Annotated in this window: 16 protein-coding genes and 1 tRNA gene; 8 read left to right on the top strand and 9 right to left on the bottom strand. The window is 62.7% G+C overall.

The genetic code is table 11. The annotated features are described in order from the left end of the window. Positions 1-45: 45 nt before the first annotated feature. The 5 genes from secDF to E5X34_RS07055 all read left to right on the top strand — a co-directional run bounded on the left by secDF (position 46) and on the right by E5X34_RS07055 (position 5,444). Positions 46-2,595 (top strand): protein translocase subunit SecDF, encoded by a 2,550-nt coding sequence (secDF, locus tag E5X34_RS07075; RefSeq protein WP_292562567.1) that lies wholly within the window; start codon positions 46-48, stop codon positions 2,593-2,595. Between the two features lie 135 nt (positions 2,596-2,730). After that, a complete protein-coding gene (locus E5X34_RS07070; RefSeq protein ID WP_292562566.1) occupies positions 2,731-3,120 on the top strand; it encodes an Mth938-like domain-containing protein in 390 nt (129 codons plus the stop codon). Positions 3,121-3,138: 18 nt separating this feature from the next. Beyond that, complete coding sequence (locus E5X34_RS07065; RefSeq protein WP_292562836.1) at positions 3,139-3,987, top strand: phytoene/squalene synthase family protein; 849 nt, start codon at positions 3,139-3,141, stop codon at positions 3,985-3,987. A gap of 81 nt (positions 3,988-4,068) precedes the next feature. After that, on the top strand, positions 4,069-4,494 hold the full coding sequence (locus E5X34_RS07060; protein WP_292562564.1) for a hypothetical protein: 426 nt from the start codon (positions 4,069-4,071) through the stop codon (positions 4,492-4,494). Continuing rightward, positions 4,494-5,444 carry a sterol desaturase family protein gene (locus E5X34_RS07055; RefSeq protein WP_292562563.1) on the top strand — a complete coding sequence of 317 codons (951 nt, stop codon included), beginning with the start codon at positions 4,494-4,496 and terminating at the stop codon, positions 5,442-5,444. The genes E5X34_RS07060 and E5X34_RS07055 overlap by 1 nt, the downstream gene beginning before the upstream one ends. Before the next feature lie 92 nt (positions 5,445-5,536). Here E5X34_RS07055 and E5X34_RS07050 read toward each other — a convergent pair whose 3' ends face one another. The 8 genes from E5X34_RS07050 to E5X34_RS07015 form a co-directional block, all read right to left on the bottom strand. Beyond that, complete coding sequence (locus E5X34_RS07050; protein WP_292562561.1) at positions 5,537-7,045, bottom strand: nucleotidyltransferase family protein; 1,509 nt, start codon at positions 7,043-7,045, stop codon at positions 5,537-5,539. Beyond that, a complete protein-coding gene (locus E5X34_RS07045) occupies positions 7,042-7,776 on the bottom strand; it encodes a glycosyltransferase family A protein (protein WP_292562559.1) in 735 nt (244 codons plus the stop codon). The genes E5X34_RS07050 and E5X34_RS07045 overlap by 4 nt, the downstream gene beginning before the upstream one ends. Then, positions 7,777-8,517: a glycosyltransferase family A protein gene (locus tag E5X34_RS07040; RefSeq protein WP_292562558.1), complete on the bottom strand. Its 741-nt coding sequence runs from the start codon at positions 8,515-8,517 to the stop codon at positions 7,777-7,779. Beyond that, the gene (locus E5X34_RS07035; RefSeq protein ID WP_292562556.1) at positions 8,514-9,629 is read right to left on the bottom strand and encodes a hypothetical protein; all 1,116 of its coding nucleotides are present in this window, start codon (positions 9,627-9,629) and stop codon (positions 8,514-8,516) included. The genes E5X34_RS07040 and E5X34_RS07035 overlap by 4 nt, the downstream gene beginning before the upstream one ends. After that, positions 9,596-10,027 carry a PqqD family protein gene (locus E5X34_RS07030; RefSeq protein ID WP_292562554.1) on the bottom strand — a complete coding sequence of 144 codons (432 nt, stop codon included), beginning with the start codon at positions 10,025-10,027 and terminating at the stop codon, positions 9,596-9,598. Before E5X34_RS07030 ends, E5X34_RS07035 begins: the two co-directional genes overlap by 34 nt. Before the next feature lie 186 nt (positions 10,028-10,213). Then, a complete protein-coding gene (gene trmFO / locus E5X34_RS07025) occupies positions 10,214-11,623 on the bottom strand; it encodes a methylenetetrahydrofolate--tRNA-(uracil(54)-C(5))-methyltransferase (FADH(2)-oxidizing) TrmFO (RefSeq protein WP_292562552.1) in 1,410 nt (469 codons plus the stop codon). A 373-nt stretch (positions 11,624-11,996) separates the two neighbouring features. Beyond that, positions 11,997-12,137, bottom strand: coding sequence for a DUF1127 domain-containing protein (locus tag E5X34_RS07020; RefSeq protein WP_082056374.1), 141 nt, complete (start codon positions 12,135-12,137; stop codon positions 11,997-11,999). 51 nt (positions 12,138-12,188) lie between these two features. After that, positions 12,189-12,329 carry a DUF1127 domain-containing protein gene (locus tag E5X34_RS07015; RefSeq protein WP_082056373.1) on the bottom strand — a complete coding sequence of 47 codons (141 nt, stop codon included), beginning with the start codon at positions 12,327-12,329 and terminating at the stop codon, positions 12,189-12,191. A gap of 234 nt (positions 12,330-12,563) precedes the next feature. Here E5X34_RS07015 and E5X34_RS07010 point away from each other — a divergent pair, with 234 nt between their 5' ends. Together E5X34_RS07010 and E5X34_RS07005 are read left to right on the top strand one after the other, a co-directional pair. Continuing rightward, the gene (locus E5X34_RS07010; protein WP_292562550.1) at positions 12,564-13,682 is read left to right on the top strand and encodes a DUF2157 domain-containing protein; all 1,119 of its coding nucleotides are present in this window, start codon (positions 12,564-12,566) and stop codon (positions 13,680-13,682) included. Continuing rightward, positions 13,679-14,260 (top strand): GDYXXLXY domain-containing protein, encoded by a 582-nt coding sequence (locus E5X34_RS07005; protein ID WP_292562548.1) that lies wholly within the window; start codon positions 13,679-13,681, stop codon positions 14,258-14,260. Before E5X34_RS07010 ends, E5X34_RS07005 begins: the two co-directional genes overlap by 4 nt. 76 nt (positions 14,261-14,336) lie before the next feature. On the opposite strand, the gene E5X34_RS07000 is transcribed toward E5X34_RS07005, so the two are convergent. After that, positions 14,337-14,421: transfer RNA gene (locus E5X34_RS07000), tRNA-Leu, on the bottom strand. A 344-nt stretch (positions 14,422-14,765) separates the two neighbouring features. Here E5X34_RS07000 and tig point away from each other — a divergent pair. Beyond that, complete coding sequence (tig, locus tag E5X34_RS06995) at positions 14,766-16,253, top strand: trigger factor (RefSeq protein WP_292562545.1); 1,488 nt, start codon at positions 14,766-14,768, stop codon at positions 16,251-16,253. Positions 16,254-16,301: the final 48 nt, after the last annotated feature.

The raw sequence follows: 16,301 nt of genomic DNA, 5'->3' as shown, positions 1-16,301 counted from the left end.
GATGGCGGAACGCTGCCGCTTGTACGCCTGAACGGATAAGAACGAATGCTCTATTTCTCGCGCCTGAAGATGATCCTGATCTGGCTCGCCGTGGCCGTCACAGTGATCCTTGCCGCGCCCAATCTCTTCCCGGCAAGCATGCTGGCGCAATTGCCGAGCTGGGTGCCGAAGCGGCAGATGACGCTCGGCCTCGACCTTCAGGGCGGTTCGCACATCCTGCTCCAGATGGACCAGAACGATCTGATCAAGGATCAACTGGAGACGACGCGCGACGAGATCAGGACGCTGCTGCGCGACGCCAAGATTCAATATACCGGCCTTGGCGGCACGGGCCGCACCGTGCAGGTGCGCATCAACGATCCGAGCCAGGTCGACGCCGCAAAGAATGCATTGAAGCCGATAACCAACCCGGTCACGGCCGGGCTCTTTAGCGGTGGTTCCGTCCAGTCGATGACGCTCGATGATTCCGAGCCCGGGTTGCTGAAGTTCACTGTCACGGATGCGGGTATCAAGTACCGCACATCGACGGCGTTATCACAAGCGATCGAGGTGGTGGAGCGGCGCGTCAACGCGCTCGGCACCACGGAACCGATCGTGCAGCGGCAGGGTGACGATCGCATTCTGGTTCAGGTGCCCGGACTGCAAAATCCGCAAAGGCTCAAGGATATCATCGGCCAGACCGCCAAGCTGACCTTCCAGATGGTCGATACGTCGGTGCCGGTCCAGGACGCGATGAAAAATCGACCGCCGCCCGGCGACTCCGTTCTTTACTCACAGGATGATCCTCCCGTTCCTTATCTGGTCGAAAACCGCGTCATCGTGTCGGGCGAAGACCTGTCGAATGCGACGCCAACCTATAACTCGCAGACCAACGAGCCGGTCGTTTCGTTCACCTTCAATTCCCGCGGGGCGACGCGGTTCGGCCAGGCGACCCAGCAGAATGTCGGCAAACCTTTTGCGATCGTGCTGGACAATCAAGTCATCTCCGCGCCGGTCATCCGTGAACCTATCCTTGGCGGCACGGGGCAGATTTCGGGCAACTTCACGGCAGAGAGCGCCAACGACCTCGCCGTCCTGCTGCGCGCCGGCGCCTTGCCGGCGAAATTGACCATCATCGAAGAGCGCACAGTCGGCCCGGGCCTCGGCCAGGACTCGATCCACGCCGGCAAGGTGGCGGGCGTGATCGGCTCGATCCTCGTCGTTGCCTTCATGTTCGTCGCCTATGGCTTCCTCGGCTTTATCGCCAACATCGCCTTGGCTGTGCACGTGGCGATGATCGTCGGCGCGCTATCGCTGCTCGGCGCCACGCTGACGTTGCCGGGTATCGCCGGTATCGTGCTCACCATCGGCATGGCGGTGGACTCCAACGTCCTGATCTATGAGCGCATCCGCGAGGAGCGACGAAACGGCCGCTCAGTCATTCAGGCGATCGACACCGGCTTCTCCAAGGCGCTGGCGACCATCGTCGATTCCAACGTCACATCGCTGATCGCGACCGTCGTGCTGTTTTTCCTCGGCACCGGCCCGGTCAAAGGCTTTGCCGTCACCTATGCGATCGGCATTCTGACCACGGTGTTCACCGCCTTCACCTTCACCCGCATGCTGGTTGCGATCTGGCTGCGCCGCGCGCGCCCCAAGGAATTGCCGCGCGCGCCGGTCACGTTCATTCCGCCGGGCACGAAAATCCCGTTCATGGGCATCCGCCGCTGGACCTTCGCTCTGTCCAGCCTGTTGTCGGTGCTTTCGGTCGTCGGCTTCCTGACCATCGACATCAATTACGGCATCGACTTCAAGGGCGGCTCGATTATCGAGGTGCAGGCGAAGCAGGGCGACGCCGACCTCGGCGACATCCGCAACCGGTTGTCCGAGCTCAACATCGGTGAGATCCAGGTGCAGCAGTTCGGCGCGCCGAACGATGTCTTGATCCGCGTTGGCACGCAGGATGCCGGCGAGAATGCCGAGCAGACCGTTATCGATAAGGTGCGGGGCGAACTGCAGGACCAGTATGATTTCCGTCGCGTTGAAGTGGTCGGCCCGACGGTATCGGGCGAGCTTGCCAAGCAGGGCACGATCGCCATGCTGATCGCGCTGGTCGGCATCCTGCTCTATGTTTGGTTCCGTTTCGAATGGCAGTTCGCGGTCGGAGCCATCGTGGCGACGGTCCACGACGTGGTCATGACGATCGGCTTCTTCGTCCTGACCGGGCTGGAGTTCAACCAGTCGTCGCTGGCGGCGATCCTGACCATCATCGGCTATTCGCTGAACGACACGATCGTGGTTTATGACCGCGTCCGCGAGGATCTACGAAAATACAAGAAGATGCCGCTGCCGCAGCTCTTGAACAACGCCATCAACGAGACGCTGTCCAGAACCACGTTGACGTCGGTTACGACATCGCTGGCGCTCTTGGCGCTGGTGCTGTTCGGCGGCGAAGTGATCCGCTCCTTCACGCTGGCGATGCTGTTCGGTGTGGTGTTCGGCACCTACTCGTCGATCTTCATCGCCGCGCCGCTGCTGATCCTGTTCCGGTTGCGGCCGCAGGCCGCGACCGAAGAGGAGAAGAAGCCGGTGAACGGCAAGGCCCTGACGACCTGATATTACCGGATCAGGAGGACGTTTCGTTGAACCGTCCTGCTGATCTAACCTTTTGTTGGAGCGTGATCTTTTCCGAAAACCGGTTCCCTTTTTTCGGGATCATGCTCTAGAGCCGGATTGTCACGCTCTCGTCCCATGGCCAAAGGCATCATCATCCGCGAGGCGCATTTCCCCGGCAAGGCGGCGATCGAAGCCTATGGCAACGGTGGCTTCCGCTTTGCCGACATGTCGCATCGCGGATCGCTGCTTGTGCTGCCGTCGGGCATCCATGGCTGGGAGCCGGCCGATCCGCTGGCGCTGAAGGCCTCGGACTTCGACAAGTTGCTCGCCGAAGCTGAACGCGTGGAGATACTGCTGGTCGGCATGGGCAAGGATTTGCGGCCGCTGCCGGCGGCGCTGCGCGCCGCGCTCAAGGAGGCCGGAATCTCCGCCGACCCGATGTCGACCGGCGCTGCGGTGCGGACCTACAATGTGCTGCTGGCCGAAGACCGCGCCGTGGCCGCCGCGCTGATCGCCGTCGACTGAATGGCCGGCACGCCCGACATCGTCAACAATGGCGACATCGTCATGGACGCGGTGCGCGCCGCCGACCATGACCGCTATTTGTCGGCGCTCTATGCGCCGGCCGACAAGCGCGACGCGCTGCTTGCGCTCTACGCCTTCAATGCCGAGATCGCCAGCGTGCGCGATCGCATCCATGAGCCGCTGCCAGGTGAGGTCAGGCTGCAATGGTGGCGAGACGTCATCGCGGCCGACGGGGATGCCGGCACAGGCCACCCGACCGCCGATGCGTTGCGCGCGACGATCGCCGCCCACCATCTGCCGAAGGCTGCTTTCGAGAACATGCTCGAGGCGCGGATCTTCGATCTCTATGACGATCCAATGCCGTCGCGGACCGATCTCGAGGGCTATTGCGGCGAAACGGCCGCGGCCCTGATCCAGCTTGCGGCCATGGTGCTCGATCCGGTGGCGGCGCCAAGCTTTGCCGAACTGGCCGGCCGGGCTGGTTGCGCCCAGGCCATCACCGGCCTGCTGCTTCTGCTACCGCTGCACCGCCGACGCGGCCAGTGCTTTGTGCCCGCAGACATCCTCGCGGCAGCCGGCACGACGCCGGAAGAGTTCATCAAGGGAGAGGGCGGGGCTGCCGCCGAGCGCGCGGTTGCGGCGATGATCGCGCTGGCGCGGGAGCATCTCAACGCGTTCGAGAAAGGTGCGGCGGCGCTTCCCGTTTCGTTGCGGCCGGCCTTCCTGCCGTTGGCGCTGACCCGCGCCTATCTCGACAAGATGGAGGCCGCTGGCAGGTCGCCACTCAACGCCACGGCGACGCTTTCCATCCTGCGCCGGCACTGGCTGCTCCTGCGTCACGCGATGCGGGGTTGGAGGCCCCTTTGACGTAAACGTCAATCGTGCTAGGGGTTCTGTCGCGTGGACCCGCGTCAAAGAAATGCGGGCCGCCGGAGGAGCCGCGTTTCCATGAGCCTGCCAGTCCTGGTCGTCCTAGTCGCGTTCGGCATCGCATTGTCCGTCGCGGCCGTGCATTTCACCGGCGGCACGACAACCGCGAAGCTTGCCGGCGCGGATCAGGCGCTCGCACGCTTTGCCGAGGATTTTCCCGATGAGAAGCCTGGAGCTGTGCGGCTGACCGCCGACAATCATGCCGCGTTTCTTGACCTAGGCCCGCAACGCTGCGGCATCGTCCAGAGCATCGGCGACTGTTTTCTCACGCGCATCGTCACGCCGCACGACATTCTGGCGCTTACGAGGGAAGGGAATGTGGTGTCGCTGCGGCTCAACGATTTCACATGGAAGGGCGGCAGGTTCGTCTTTGACGGCGAAGCCGATGCGCGAGCCGTGGCGGCGGCCCTGCAGACCAGCGATTGGATCCGGGAGGCGGCGTGATGGACGAGTATAATTTCCCGCAGGTCACCCAGCTTGCGATTCCTTTCTTCGTCGCGGCGATCCTGATCGAGCTCTGGCTGGTGCGCACCGGCCGCGCCAAGGGATCATTCGAGACGCGCGACACGCTGACCAGCCTGATGATGGGGACCGGCAATGTCGTCGCCGGCCTGCTGCTCGGCGTCCTGTCCTATTGGGCGCTGCTGTGGCTGTGGCAATTCCGCTTCTTCAATCTCGGCCTGTCGATCTGGGTGTTCGTCGCTGCCTTCCTGCTCGATGACTTGCGCTATTATGTTTATCACCGCATAGCGCACCGCGTGCGCTGGGTGTGGGCCGAGCATGTCAACCATCACTCCAGCCAGCACTACAATCTCTCGACAGCGCTGAGACAAAGCTGGACCGGACTGTTCACCTTCACCTTCATCCTGCAGGCGCCGCTGGTGCTCGCCGGCTTCCATCCGGCGGTGATCGCCTTCGTCTTCGGCTTCAACCTGGTCTGGCAGTTCTGGATCCACACCGAGACGATCGGCAAGATGTGGGGCTGGTTCGAGTTCGTCTTCAACACGCCCTCGCACCACCGCGTCCACCACGCCACCAATCCGCGCTATCTCGACGCCAATTATGCCGGCACGCTGATCATCTGGGACCGCATGTTCGGCACCTTCGTCGAGGAGTTGGAGGAAGACCGGCCGCGCTACGGCATCGTCAAGAACATCGGCACCTTCAACCCGCTGAAGGTGGCGTTCCACGAATGGATCGGCATGTTCAAGGACGCGCTGGCGCCGGGGTTGACGCTTGGCCAGAGGTTGAATTATCTCATCCAGCCGCCCGGCTGGAGTCATGACGGCTCGCGCGACACGTCGGAAACGCTGAAGGCGGCCTATGTCAGGCGAAATCCTTCCCAAGCAGGCAAGCCGGGATTGCCGCCAGCGCGTGCCGAGCCGGCGGAATAGTCATCGCGAGGCGAGGGCGCTGCCGCGATGCGCGCGATATCATATTCGGGGACAGCCAAGTCTCCGTGCCTCCGACTGGATCAGCAAGGCTTTCATCGCGTCCCGTTTGCGGGGTCTTCGCGGGTAATGCCGTCGATGAGCGCCTCCGGAGGTGCGTCGGGACGAAATTCCGAGCTGACCAGCCAAAAGCGAGGCGCGGCGTAACGCGCGGCGTTCTCCTCCGTCAGCATTCGTGCGGATCGCAGCGGCCGGCTTTCAAGCCAGACCCTTGTCGCGCCAGGGAGAGTGTCAAGCTGGATCTCGCAAAACACCTCCAATGCGGTGCCCGCGCGGGGAAGCTTCGGGCGCACATGAAAGGCGGCAACATGCCCGGCGTCGCTGTTGATCTCGAAGGCGAGACGCCGCCATTTCACCGACGCCGGCAATCGGATGTGCAAGCGCAGAATGCCGGCGCGATCGGAAGCGGGGAGAGGCAGATCGGCGCGCAGCACGCCGTGGCCTGCAGGCAAACCCCTGCGGAATTTCGTCTTCAGGCGCGGTCTCGGTTTCTGTTCGCCGCGTGGTTCGGACTGGGCCAGCTCAAGCGACTTGCGACGCGTCTTTGCAAGCCAACGAAGGGCGGCACCGGCGGGAGTCTCGCTTTGCCTGGGCCTTGCTTGAACGAAAGCCATCCACGCGGCCATCGGCCCGGGCAGGGCCGCCTCGAAGCGTCTCATCGCCTCTGCATCAATCGCATAGCCTGCCCGCGCTTTTAACCAGCCAAGCGCGATCAATGCCGGCACCGCAATGTCGCGGGCGAGAACTTCGTCGGAAAACAGCCTCCAATCGAAGCCGGGTTCAACGATGAGGCGGGACAGATCGACCAGCCAGTCGCTGTTGGCATGGGCATCGAGACCGCCATTGGCGATGGCGATCACCGCCAGGTCTTCCCGGACCGGCAACCCGCAGGCCACCGAATTGAAATCCACCGATCTGGCCCGCGCCCAGACCCGGCCGTCGTCGGCGGGGCTGCCCTGGCCCGGACGAAAGATGCAGCCGTGAAGATCGATGTCGCCGTAGCGGCCCTTGTGAAGATTGACGCTGCGCAGCCGTCCTGCCAGGGTCAGCATGCGCATGGCGCTGGAACCGCTCGACGGCTCCCAGCCCAGTTCAATGAACGCGCCCAAGGCATCGCCCAGCCGGTTCCTCGGGACCACGATATCGAGGTCGTGGAACGAGCGCCCACCCCGTCCAACGGGATCAGCGGCACGCGCGGCTCCCTTGATGAGCATCATCGGCACGTTCGCCACAGCCAGCGCCGCGAATGCCGGTTGGCACTCCCTCATCAGAAGCATGGTTCGCGTCCATAGCATCCGTTGAAGCCCGGCAAGCCTCGGCGCATCCGGCAGATCCCTCAAACCGGGTCCAAGCCTGTTCCAGGTGGCGAGAATCAACCGCTGCTCGCTGAACGTGCAATCGTCCAGGTCGTGCGTGCCGATCCAGGCGCGCAGTTCCCTTTCGGCCGCCACCGGATCGACGTGCACGGCGGCCAGCAGGAGGCGCTCGTGATCGCCAGCGGGCCAGGCGCGATCAAGAGATGGGTACCAGAGAGGCCAATTCATTGCCCCCCTCTCTCTCCTTCATCATCACCCCTCTTGGCCATGATCGCCCGGCGAGCGATTTCAAGAAAGTCGGATGCCATGCCGGCCGGTGCGCTGCCGGCGACGGCAACCCTTCTGGACAAAGTGCCTGGTCGAATACGACGTCGATGAACCGTCTCGTCCAGCATGGTCATTTTCATACCCGCGGCAATAGCCCTGCGGTACCAATCTATGAAGGAGCCAGTGCGCAGGCTTTCATCGAACAGGATGTCGAGCCGTTCGACAGCGGCTCGCCGCACCGCAAGCGAACTCGCGAGATAGCCCGGATAGCGGCCTTTCTTATAGTGGAGAGAGTCAAAGGCTTCGGCTGGGTATTCCGGGCTTTCGAAGGTTTCGCTGTGGCCCAGCACGGCGTCGAGCGAGGGATCCGAATCCAGCGCGGCCCGCTGCAGGGCCAGCTTGTCGGGCATCCAGAGGTCGTCGGCATCCAGGAATGCGAGAACCGCGCCGGTGGCGGCCTTTATGCCGACATTGAATGCGGACGGCGCTCCGCCATTGGCTTTCCTGATTATGCGCGGGTGGGATGAATGGTCCTGAGCGACCTCGACCGTGCGGTCGCTCGAACCGTCATCGACGACGATGACTTCCCTCGGCGAAAGGTCATTCTGTTCCGCGATGCTGTCGAGCGTCTCATGAAGCGTGGCGGACGCGTTCCACGCAGGAATGATGACGCTGAAAAACGGCGTTTCCACTCACTCCTCCATCAGATGCTTGAACGGAGGCAACGGTCTTGCGTTGCCGCTCTTGCGCCGACGAATGAGCGACTGCATCAGGGCGCGGTTGAAGTCGCGCTTCTCCTCTGCCGTATAGGTGCTTGTCATCGACTCTGCATGCCGACGGTAGCACAGGGTCACCGCATTGAGGATCGTCATCGGAATTTCTGCTTCGCGGATCCGGAGCATGAGGTCGACGTCTTCGGAATAAAGGAAGTTCTCGTCGAATATCCCCACCCGCTCGAAGACTGTCCGGCGATAAAGGGTTGCACCCAGATGAACATGGAAAAGTTCGTCTGTTATCGCCGCCGGATCGGGTGCGGGCGCATCCGTCATTTGTCGGTCGAAATAGCTGACGAAGCCGGAAACGACATCCATATGAGGTGTTCGGGCAAAGCGTGCGAGATGCAGCGACAACTTGTCGGCCGGCCAGAGGTCATCGCAATCCAGGAAGCCGATGAATTCGCCGCCAGCGATCCGCAGGGCGACGTTTCGCGCTGGCCCCGGGCCGCGCCGCGGTCCGTCGAGGACACGGATCGCCGGGAAACGCGAAGCCAGGGACTCGACGACCTCGCGCGAGCGATCGGTCGAGCCGTCGTCGATCACCAGGATTTCCTGCACCGGCCACGCTTGGTCGAATACGGTTTTCAGCGCGTCGGCGATATATTTCTCGCCATTTCGCACCGGCATGATGACGCTGATCTTTGGGATGTCGCTCATGCTCTCAGTTCCCGCAGGAACTCTTGCAGCACAGTTGTCGCTTCCACCGGATCATTGCCGATCAGGAACTCATGGCAGGGAAGCGAGCGCGACAGACTAGCGACCTGCTGGAATGTCTCGTCGTGAGCGGTCCGCAAGATTTTCGACGTGCTCGGCAAGAGGGCACGGATCATCTCGAACCGGGAAGCGGGACGGATTATCGAAGCATCTTCGCCGGTGAGTTTGCAGGAGACAAGCGCCTTCACCGCGATTTGCGGGACTAGCGCATCCTGTATCGTCGTGCTGATCGGGATGAGCGCCTTTTCTTCCGGGCGACGGTCCCGGTTCACCGCTTGCGCGGCAAGCCCGCTGAAGAGGGTCTCCGCCATTCCAATGAGTTTCATGGTGTCGAAAAGCGAGTGGCTCCGCCAGTCTGCCCCAGACTGCGACACTAGGATAAAGTCATCGCCCGTGGTCTGCATCCCGACGGAGATCGCGGCCGCCGTCAGCGTCGATTTGCCGGAACCCCCCGGACCGGCAAGCATCACGCCCACGCCATTTTCGCCGACAACGGCGGAATGAAGCATCGCATGGCCCATTGCCAACGCGCCCCAATGGATGTGGTGGCGCAGCGGAGACCCATATTCCCAGGCCGGCAGCCGGGCAGCGGCTCTGACCCAATACACGCCGGTGCCGGCGGACAGGTCGTGCAGATGCCAGATTCCGCGGCTCTCGTCGGATACGATCGCGACGCCGGCCGCGGTGTCCCATGCGGTCCGGGTGACAGCGTTGGCCTCGTCCGCTTCAAAGGGCCATTCGGCAGGCGGAGCCGCGAAGCCGTCATCCTCATGCGAGACGGCGTAGACAGTGATCGAGCGGTCTCCCGCTATGGCTGACCTTGTTTGCGCATGGCGTAGAACCGGCAGGATGACCGGATCGAGCGCGCTTCCGCATGTGCGCAGCCTCAGCGTCAACCCGCCAAGGCGAAAGCAATGCTCAGCGCCGGATTCGGACCACCGGAAACTCGCGTCGGCAATGACGCGGCGGACGAATGCTGCAGGCGCCGTACGGGAATCGACGGCGGCTCGGACCATTCGGATCAGCTGTCCCCCAATTCCCGCCGCAGTGGCCATCCACCGCTCGGATCCACGTCATGGATGGGGTCGAGGACGATCAACTCCTGCAAGTCCGTGTGGATCTCTAGCTCCGGCCTTACGAACGATGCACGGCCGGAAATGTCGGGTAGCTTCGGCGATGCGATCGGCGAGGCCGGCTGAAGTATGCCTTCCTCCACGAGGAGGTCGAGGAAACGTTGCACTGAGGCAACGTCGTCGTCGTCCAGGTTGGGATAACCCGTCCTCAACGCTGTCTCGATCATGGCGGGATCGACGGGTTCGCGCAACATCTCCCAGATGAGCTGCGCGCTTCCCTTCATGCCGTAATACTTGCCAGTCGCAAAGTTCACCGCAACGACTTCGCCGTCGAAGATCTCACTCGACAAATTTGTTTCGTCCAAGACGACGCCCGACATTATACCGCCCTTCGCCCCATAAGTCCCGGGTGATACACCATGAGACCGTATGGGGGAAGCGTTCCTTGGTCAAAGTATCGCAGGCAACTTCGTTCGCAGCGGTCCGCAGTCGCCGGTGAAGGGTTCGTCGCTGGTCTCGTAGCCCGGTCGCAAAAGCTGTGGCGGACGCGAGACGTCAGCCACAGATCAAGCTGCCGCTTCCGTTCGGGGAGCCTGTCCCAACCACTCGCGGCAATCGGCCAGCGCTCTCGCCGTGATCGCATGACGTTTGGCGACGGTCTTGTCCTTGCCGCGCAGGCGCTTGCCGTCGGTCTTCGGCGCTTCGACCGGCGGGAAAAGGCCGAAATTGACGTTCATTGGCTGGAAGGAGCGCTTGCCGGGCTCATCGTCCGACACGATATGCCCGCCGGTGATGTGGTTGAGCAGCGCGCCGAAGGCGGTGGTCGCCGGCGGCAGCGCGGGCGCGTGGCCGAGCCGCTCGGCGGCGGCGAAGCGGCCGGCGAGCAGGCCGATCGCGGCGCTTTCCACATAGCCTTCGCAGCCGGTGATCTGGCCGGCAAAGCGCAGGCCCGGCCGCGATTTCAGCTGCAGCGAGGGGTCGAGCAGCGTCGGCGAGTTGATGTAGGTGTTCCGGTGCAGGCCGCCGAGGCGGGCGAACTCGGCATTCTCGAGCCCGGGAATGGTGCGGAAGATGCTCACCTGCTCGGCATGCTTCAGCTTCGTCTGGAAACCGACCATGTTGTAGAGCGTGCCCAGCGCATTGTCCTGACGGAGCTGCACCACCGCATAGGCTTTTACCGAGGGATTGTGGGCGTTGGTCAGGCCCATCGGCTTCATCGGGCCGTAGCGCAGGGTCTCGACGCCGCGCTCGGCCATCACCTCGATCGGCAGGCAGCCGTCGAAATAGGGTGTGCCTTCCCACTCTTTGAACTCGGTTTTCTGGCCTTCCAGCAGCGCCTGGACGAAGGCGAAATACTGGTCCTTGTCCATCGGGCAGTTGATGTAGTCCTTGCCGTTGCCGCCGGGGCCGACCTTGTCGTAGCGCGACTGGAACCAGGCCGTGTCCATGTCGATCGTGTCGAAATGCACGATCGGCGCGATGGCGTCGAAGAAGGCAAGCGCGTCGGCTCCGGTTGCCTCGGCGATCGACTGCGCCAGCGACGGCGCCGTCAGAGGACCGGTGGCGATGATCGCCTGGTCCCAGTCCGCCGGCGGGAGCCCAGGCACTTCCTCGCGCTGGATGGTGATCCGCGGATGCGCTTCGATCTTCGCGGTGACCGCGTCGGAAAACCGGTCGCGGTCGACGGCCAGCGCGCCGCCGGCGGGAACCTGGTTGGCATCGCCGGAGCTCATGATCAGCGAGCCGGCCAGCCGCATTTCGGCATGCAGCAGGCCGACCGCGTTGTTTTCGGCATCGTCGGATCGGAAAGAGTTCGAGCAGACGAGCTCGGCCAGACCATCGGTCTTGTGCGCGTCGGTGCCGCGCACCGGGCGCATCTCGTGCAGTATGACGGGAACGCCGGCCTCGGCGATTTGCCATGCCGCCTCGGATCCGGCGAGGCCGCCGCCGATGACGTGTACGGGATTTTTGTTCATGAGCGCCGGAATAATCGCTTGGCGGCCCGATTGCAATTGCCGGGCGGCGACGGCGAGAAGCTGGCGCCAAAAACAACAACACCCGCCGGGGGAGGAGGTCCGGCGGGTGTCGTTTTGGGGGTCGATCCTCGGGAGGAGGTGAAGATCGACCTAATTCGTCATCGCCGGGGAGGAGGTCGGCTTTGACGAAATCTCTTTCGCCTTTTTAGAAGGGCGAAACCTTCGAAGACGAACGATCTTCGCTTCTGAACAACGCCCGCCGGGGGAGGAGGTCCGGCGGGCGCCGTTTCGGTGGCCAACCCTCGGGAGGAGGTGAAGGTTGACCTCATTCGTCAGGGTCGGGGAGGAGGTCGACCCTGGCGAAATTCCTTGCTTAGATCGCCTTGCGGGCGACCATCTTGATCTCGTCGCGAACGATGCCGAGATCATGGAGCTGACGGTTCGAAAGCCGACCCAGCTCGGAAACCGTCTCGCGATAAACGCGCCAGTTACGGTAGCTACGGATCAGGTTCATTGTCTTAACTCTCTTCAAAACTGGTTCGGACCATTTGCGGTCCGAAGCGGATTAGACCGCCTTGCGGGCGACGTAGTGGATGTCGCTGCGGCTGATGCCGAGGTCGGTCAGTTCACGGTTCGACAGGCGGTTCAGCTCGGAAACGGTTTCCCGGTAGCGGCGCCAGTTGCGGTAGTTGCGGATCAGGTTCATGGTAGTTCTCGTTTCGTCTTTAGTTCGGATCATTCCGTTTGTGTACGAACAGAAAATAAGTGGGATCATATCGGTTTAAAAGTGCCGTTGGCGCATGGCAGCAATGCAAATTGTGCAATGCAACATTAACCGCCGTTCATGCCTGCGCCACAAAGAAGGCCGAATCGAAAAATGCCGCTGCGTCAACGGTTTGGCTGTTTCGACTAAGGAAGTGGTCGGGCTTGGGGGAAATGCATGGCGGGCTATGCCACACGGGTGAGGGCGGATATCGCGCGCTGGCGGGAGATCGGGCTGATCGATCCCGCCACGGCGGAGGCGCTGACGCGCGATGTCGCCGCCAATGAACGCGCGTCGCTGAGCTTCGGCTCCATCCTGGCGATGATGGCGGCGCTTTTGTTCGGCGCGGCGATCCTGATCTTCGTCGCCGCCAATTGGGAGGCCTTCCCACGCCTCTTGCGCGTGGCGGCGCTTTTCTTCGTCATCCTCGGCGGCTATGTCGGCGGCGCGGTGTTGAAGACGCGTGACCATGCCGCTATCGGCGAGGCGCTGTGGATCGTTGCCGCGGCGGCGTTCGGCGGAGCGATCGCGCTGGTCGGCCAGATGTACCACCTTTCTGGCGACGAGGCCTCGGCGCTGGTGACGTGGTGCGCCGGCACGGCGCTGGCGGCGGTCGCGCTGCGTTCAAGCCCGCTGACGGTCGCGGCGGTCGGCATCGCCGACGCCTGGCTGGTCCTCAAGGGGTTCGGCTTCTACTGGCGCGCGGAAACCCCGCATCTCTTCATCGTCGTGGCGATCGTCTTGTTCGGCATTTCGTTCTGGGCGCGCAGCCAGGCCGCGCGCCATCTCGTCATTCTGTCGGTCATTCTCTATCTGGTCCTGCTGGCGACGGATCGCGAGACGCTGCCGGTTGCCATGTCGCTGGCCATGGTCTCGGTGCTGCTCTTTGCCGCTTCCGTCTTTGCGGGCGATCAGATCGACAGGATCCTGCAGCTCGGCGGCCGGCTGCCCTTGCACGCCTTGCTCGGCTTCCTCACCGCCATGGCGATCATCCAGTTCGAGCTGGCGGATGAAAGCACCTACAACAGCGGGTTTGCCGTCGCTTCGATCGTGGCGCTGGCCAGTATCGTGGCGGCAATCATGCTGGCGGGGCGCGAGAGCAGGGGCTTGCGCTGGCTGGCCTATACCGGCTTCGCCTTCGAGCTCGCCATCATCTACAGCGTCACCTTGAGGTCGATGCTGGATACGGCCGGCTTCTTCCTGGCGGCGGCGGTGCTGCTCGGCGTACTGGCGCTGGTCATCATCCGCATCGAAAAACGCATGAAAGCGCCTGCCGGAACAGGAGCAGCGGCATGACCGGCAAGAAACTGATCATCTCCGCGCTGGTGCTGGCGCTTGTCCAGATCGGCTTTCTCAGCTGGATCATCGCCGGCCGCGCGGCGATCCTCCGCAACGGCAAGGAAGTGCTGTTGAAAGTCCAGCCCGTCGATCCGCGCGATCTCCTGCGCGGTGACTACATCTCGCTCAACAACAACATTTCGCGGATCCCGGTGAAGCTGATCGCCAACATTCCACAGGGTCAGTTCTCCAGCGAGGATACATCGATCGTGGTGCGGCTGAAGAAAGGCGCCGACGGTTATTGGCAGCCGACCGCGGCATGGTTCGGCCAGGCGCCGGCGCCGGCAGGCGAGGGTGAAGCGGACATTGCCGGCCATGTCGTGGAGGGCTGGGGCCTTCGTGATACGGACGCGACGATCGCGCCGGACTACGGGATCGACCGCTTCTATCTGCCGGAGGGCGAAGGCATGGCGATCCAGAACGACATGCGCGTGCGGCCGTTCGGCATCAAGCTCGCGCTCGCATCCGACGGTACTGCACAGATCAAGGCGCTGATGGACGGCGACAAGACGCTGTTCGAGGAGCCGCTTTATTGAAGAGCTAGGCGTCTTTGCGTTGGCGCTGACGAGTTTGACGCGTTGGCTCGCCACACGAAGCTGGAAGAGCAAAGGATGGTGCGGATGAAGGGACTCGAACCCCCACGCCTTTCGGCACTGGAACCTAAATCCAGGGCGTCTACCAATTCCGCCACATCCGCTTGTCCCCGGCAATCCCATGTAGCCATCATTCTGTCAATGTCGAGGCTCAGATCATGCTTATCCGGCTAGACGCGAAGATAGTTGAAAATTGGCCTAGCCTGTGACAAAAGGCGTGTCGAATGTGACGGAACGTGAGTTTCCGCTTCTGCAAGATGTGAAAAGTTATATTAAAAACAGAGACTTATTCGCATCTGGCAAGGCGTAGTTCAGGAGAGTTTGAACCGCGTTAGCGGTCAAATCGCCAGGTTCCGTACCAAAAGCCATTTCCGGCAACATCATACCGGCAGGCTGTAAACGGCTAGGACCGTTTGGCAGTCTCATTGTTGAAAACAAAGGTTCTAGGATGCAGGTCACCGAAACGCTCAACTCCGGTCTCAAGCGCGAGATCAAGATCACCGTGCCGGCCGGTGACATGGAAGCCAAGCTGATGGCGCGGCTGACCGATGCCCGCGACAAGGTGCGCATCAACGGCTTCCGCCCGGGCAAGGTGCCGGTGCAGCATCTGCGCAAGATGTACGGCAAGTCGTTCATGGCTGAGGTCGTCAACGAAATCCTCAACGACTCGACCCGTTCGATCATCACCGGCCGCGGCGAAAAGGCCGCCATGCAGCCCGAAGTGATCATGACGGAGGACGAGAAGGAGGCCGAGAAGATCCTTGCCGGCGGCACGGATTTCGAATTCAGCCTCAACTACGAGGTCATCCCGGCGATCGAGATCAAGGCTTTCTCCGATATCAAGGTGACGCGTCAGGTCTATGACGTGCCGGAATCGGAAGTCGACGATCAGGTGAAGCGCGTTGCCGAATCGGCGCGCAGCTACGAGCCCAAGACCGGCAAGGCCGCCGAGGGCGACCGCGTGACCATCGATTATGTCGGCAAGATCGGCGGCGAGGCCTTCGCCGGCGGCGCCGGCACCGACCAGCCGCTGGTGCTCGGCTCCAAGGAGTTCATCCCGGGATTCGAGGACCAGCTGATCGGCACCAAGGCCGGCGACGAGAAGCAGATCACCGTCACCTTCCCCGAAAACTACCAGGCGGCGCATCTGGCCGGCAAGGAAGCCACCTTCGACGTCACCGTCAAGGAAGTGTCGGCGCCCGGCGAGCTCGAAGTCAATGACGAGACGGCCAAGAATCTCGGCCTGGAATCGCTAGAGCGCCTGCGCGAGATCGTGCGCGGCCAGCTCGAGAACCAGTTCGGCTCGATGACCCGCCAGAAGGTGAAGCGCCAGCTGCTCGACCAGCTCGACGCATCCTACTCCTTCGAGGCGCCGTCCAAGCTCGTCGAGGCCGAATTCAACAACATCTGGGCTCAGGTCAACCGCGACCTCGAGGCTGCCGGCCGCACCTTCGCCGACGAAGAGACCACGGAAGAAGAGGCGCGCGCCGAATATATGCGCCTTGCCGAGCGCCGCGTGCGCCTCGGTCTGGTGCTCGCCGAGATCGGCGAAAAGGCAGGCGTCACCGTGTCGGACGAGGAACTGCAGCGCGGCCTGTTCGAACAGGTGCGCCGCTTCCCGGCCAACCAGCAACAGGAAGCCTTCGAGTTCTATCGCAGCAATCCGGAAGCCATCAACGCGCTGCGCGCGCCGATGTTCGAGGAGAAGGTCGTCGACTATCTGCTCGGCCAGATCTCGGTGAACGACGTCAAGGTCGGCAAGGACGAGCTGATGGCCGACGACGAGGAAGCCGAAACCGCGACAAAGGCGAAGCCGGCCAAGAAGGCCTCCTCGAAGAAGGCCGAAGCCAAGGCAGAGGCGGGTGAAGCCGCCGAGGCCGAGGAGCCGAAGAAGAAGGCCGCGCCGAAGAAGAAGGTTGCCAAGGAAGCCGAGTAACGGGTTTCAATACCGTGATCTAGAAAGGCCGCCTCCGGGCGGCCTTTT

It is taken from the genome of Mesorhizobium sp. (genome assembly GCF_004963255.1).
Classification (GTDB): Bacteria; Pseudomonadota; Alphaproteobacteria; order Rhizobiales; family Rhizobiaceae; genus Mesorhizobium.
Note: the sequence above shows the minus strand (reverse complement) of the source record. Positions and strands in the feature narration are given on the sequence as shown.

Coding starts and splice junctions, on each gene's coding strand:
- E5X34_RS07020 (WP_082056374.1), bottom strand. CDS start 12,137: ATGAACCTGATCCGTAGCTACCGTAACTGGCGCGTTTATCGCGAGACG.
- E5X34_RS07040 (WP_292562558.1), bottom strand. CDS start 8,517: ATGAGCGACATCCCAAAGATCAGCGTCATCATGCCGGTGCGAAATGGC.
- E5X34_RS07050 (WP_292562561.1), bottom strand. CDS start 7,045: ATGAATTGGCCTCTCTGGTACCCATCTCTTGATCGCGCCTGGCCCGCT.
- E5X34_RS07030 (WP_292562554.1), bottom strand. CDS start 10,027: ATGTCGGGCGTCGTCTTGGACGAAACAAATTTGTCGAGTGAGATCTTC.
- secDF (WP_292562567.1), top strand. CDS start 46: ATGCTCTATTTCTCGCGCCTGAAGATGATCCTGATCTGGCTCGCCGTG.
- E5X34_RS07010 (WP_292562550.1), top strand. CDS start 12,564: ATGGCGGGCTATGCCACACGGGTGAGGGCGGATATCGCGCGCTGGCGG.
- E5X34_RS07055 (WP_292562563.1), top strand. CDS start 4,494: ATGGACGAGTATAATTTCCCGCAGGTCACCCAGCTTGCGATTCCTTTC.
- tig (WP_292562545.1), top strand. CDS start 14,766: ATGCAGGTCACCGAAACGCTCAACTCCGGTCTCAAGCGCGAGATCAAG.
- E5X34_RS07035 (WP_292562556.1), bottom strand. CDS start 9,629: ATGGCCACTGCGGCGGGAATTGGGGGACAGCTGATCCGAATGGTCCGA.
- trmFO (WP_292562552.1), bottom strand. CDS start 11,623: ATGAACAAAAATCCCGTACACGTCATCGGCGGCGGCCTCGCCGGATCC.
- E5X34_RS07005 (WP_292562548.1), top strand. CDS start 13,679: ATGACCGGCAAGAAACTGATCATCTCCGCGCTGGTGCTGGCGCTTGTC.
- E5X34_RS07015 (WP_082056373.1), bottom strand. CDS start 12,329: ATGAACCTGATCCGCAACTACCGCAACTGGCGCCGCTACCGGGAAACC.
- E5X34_RS07060 (WP_292562564.1), top strand. CDS start 4,069: ATGAGCCTGCCAGTCCTGGTCGTCCTAGTCGCGTTCGGCATCGCATTG.
- E5X34_RS07070 (WP_292562566.1), top strand. CDS start 2,731: ATGGCCAAAGGCATCATCATCCGCGAGGCGCATTTCCCCGGCAAGGCG.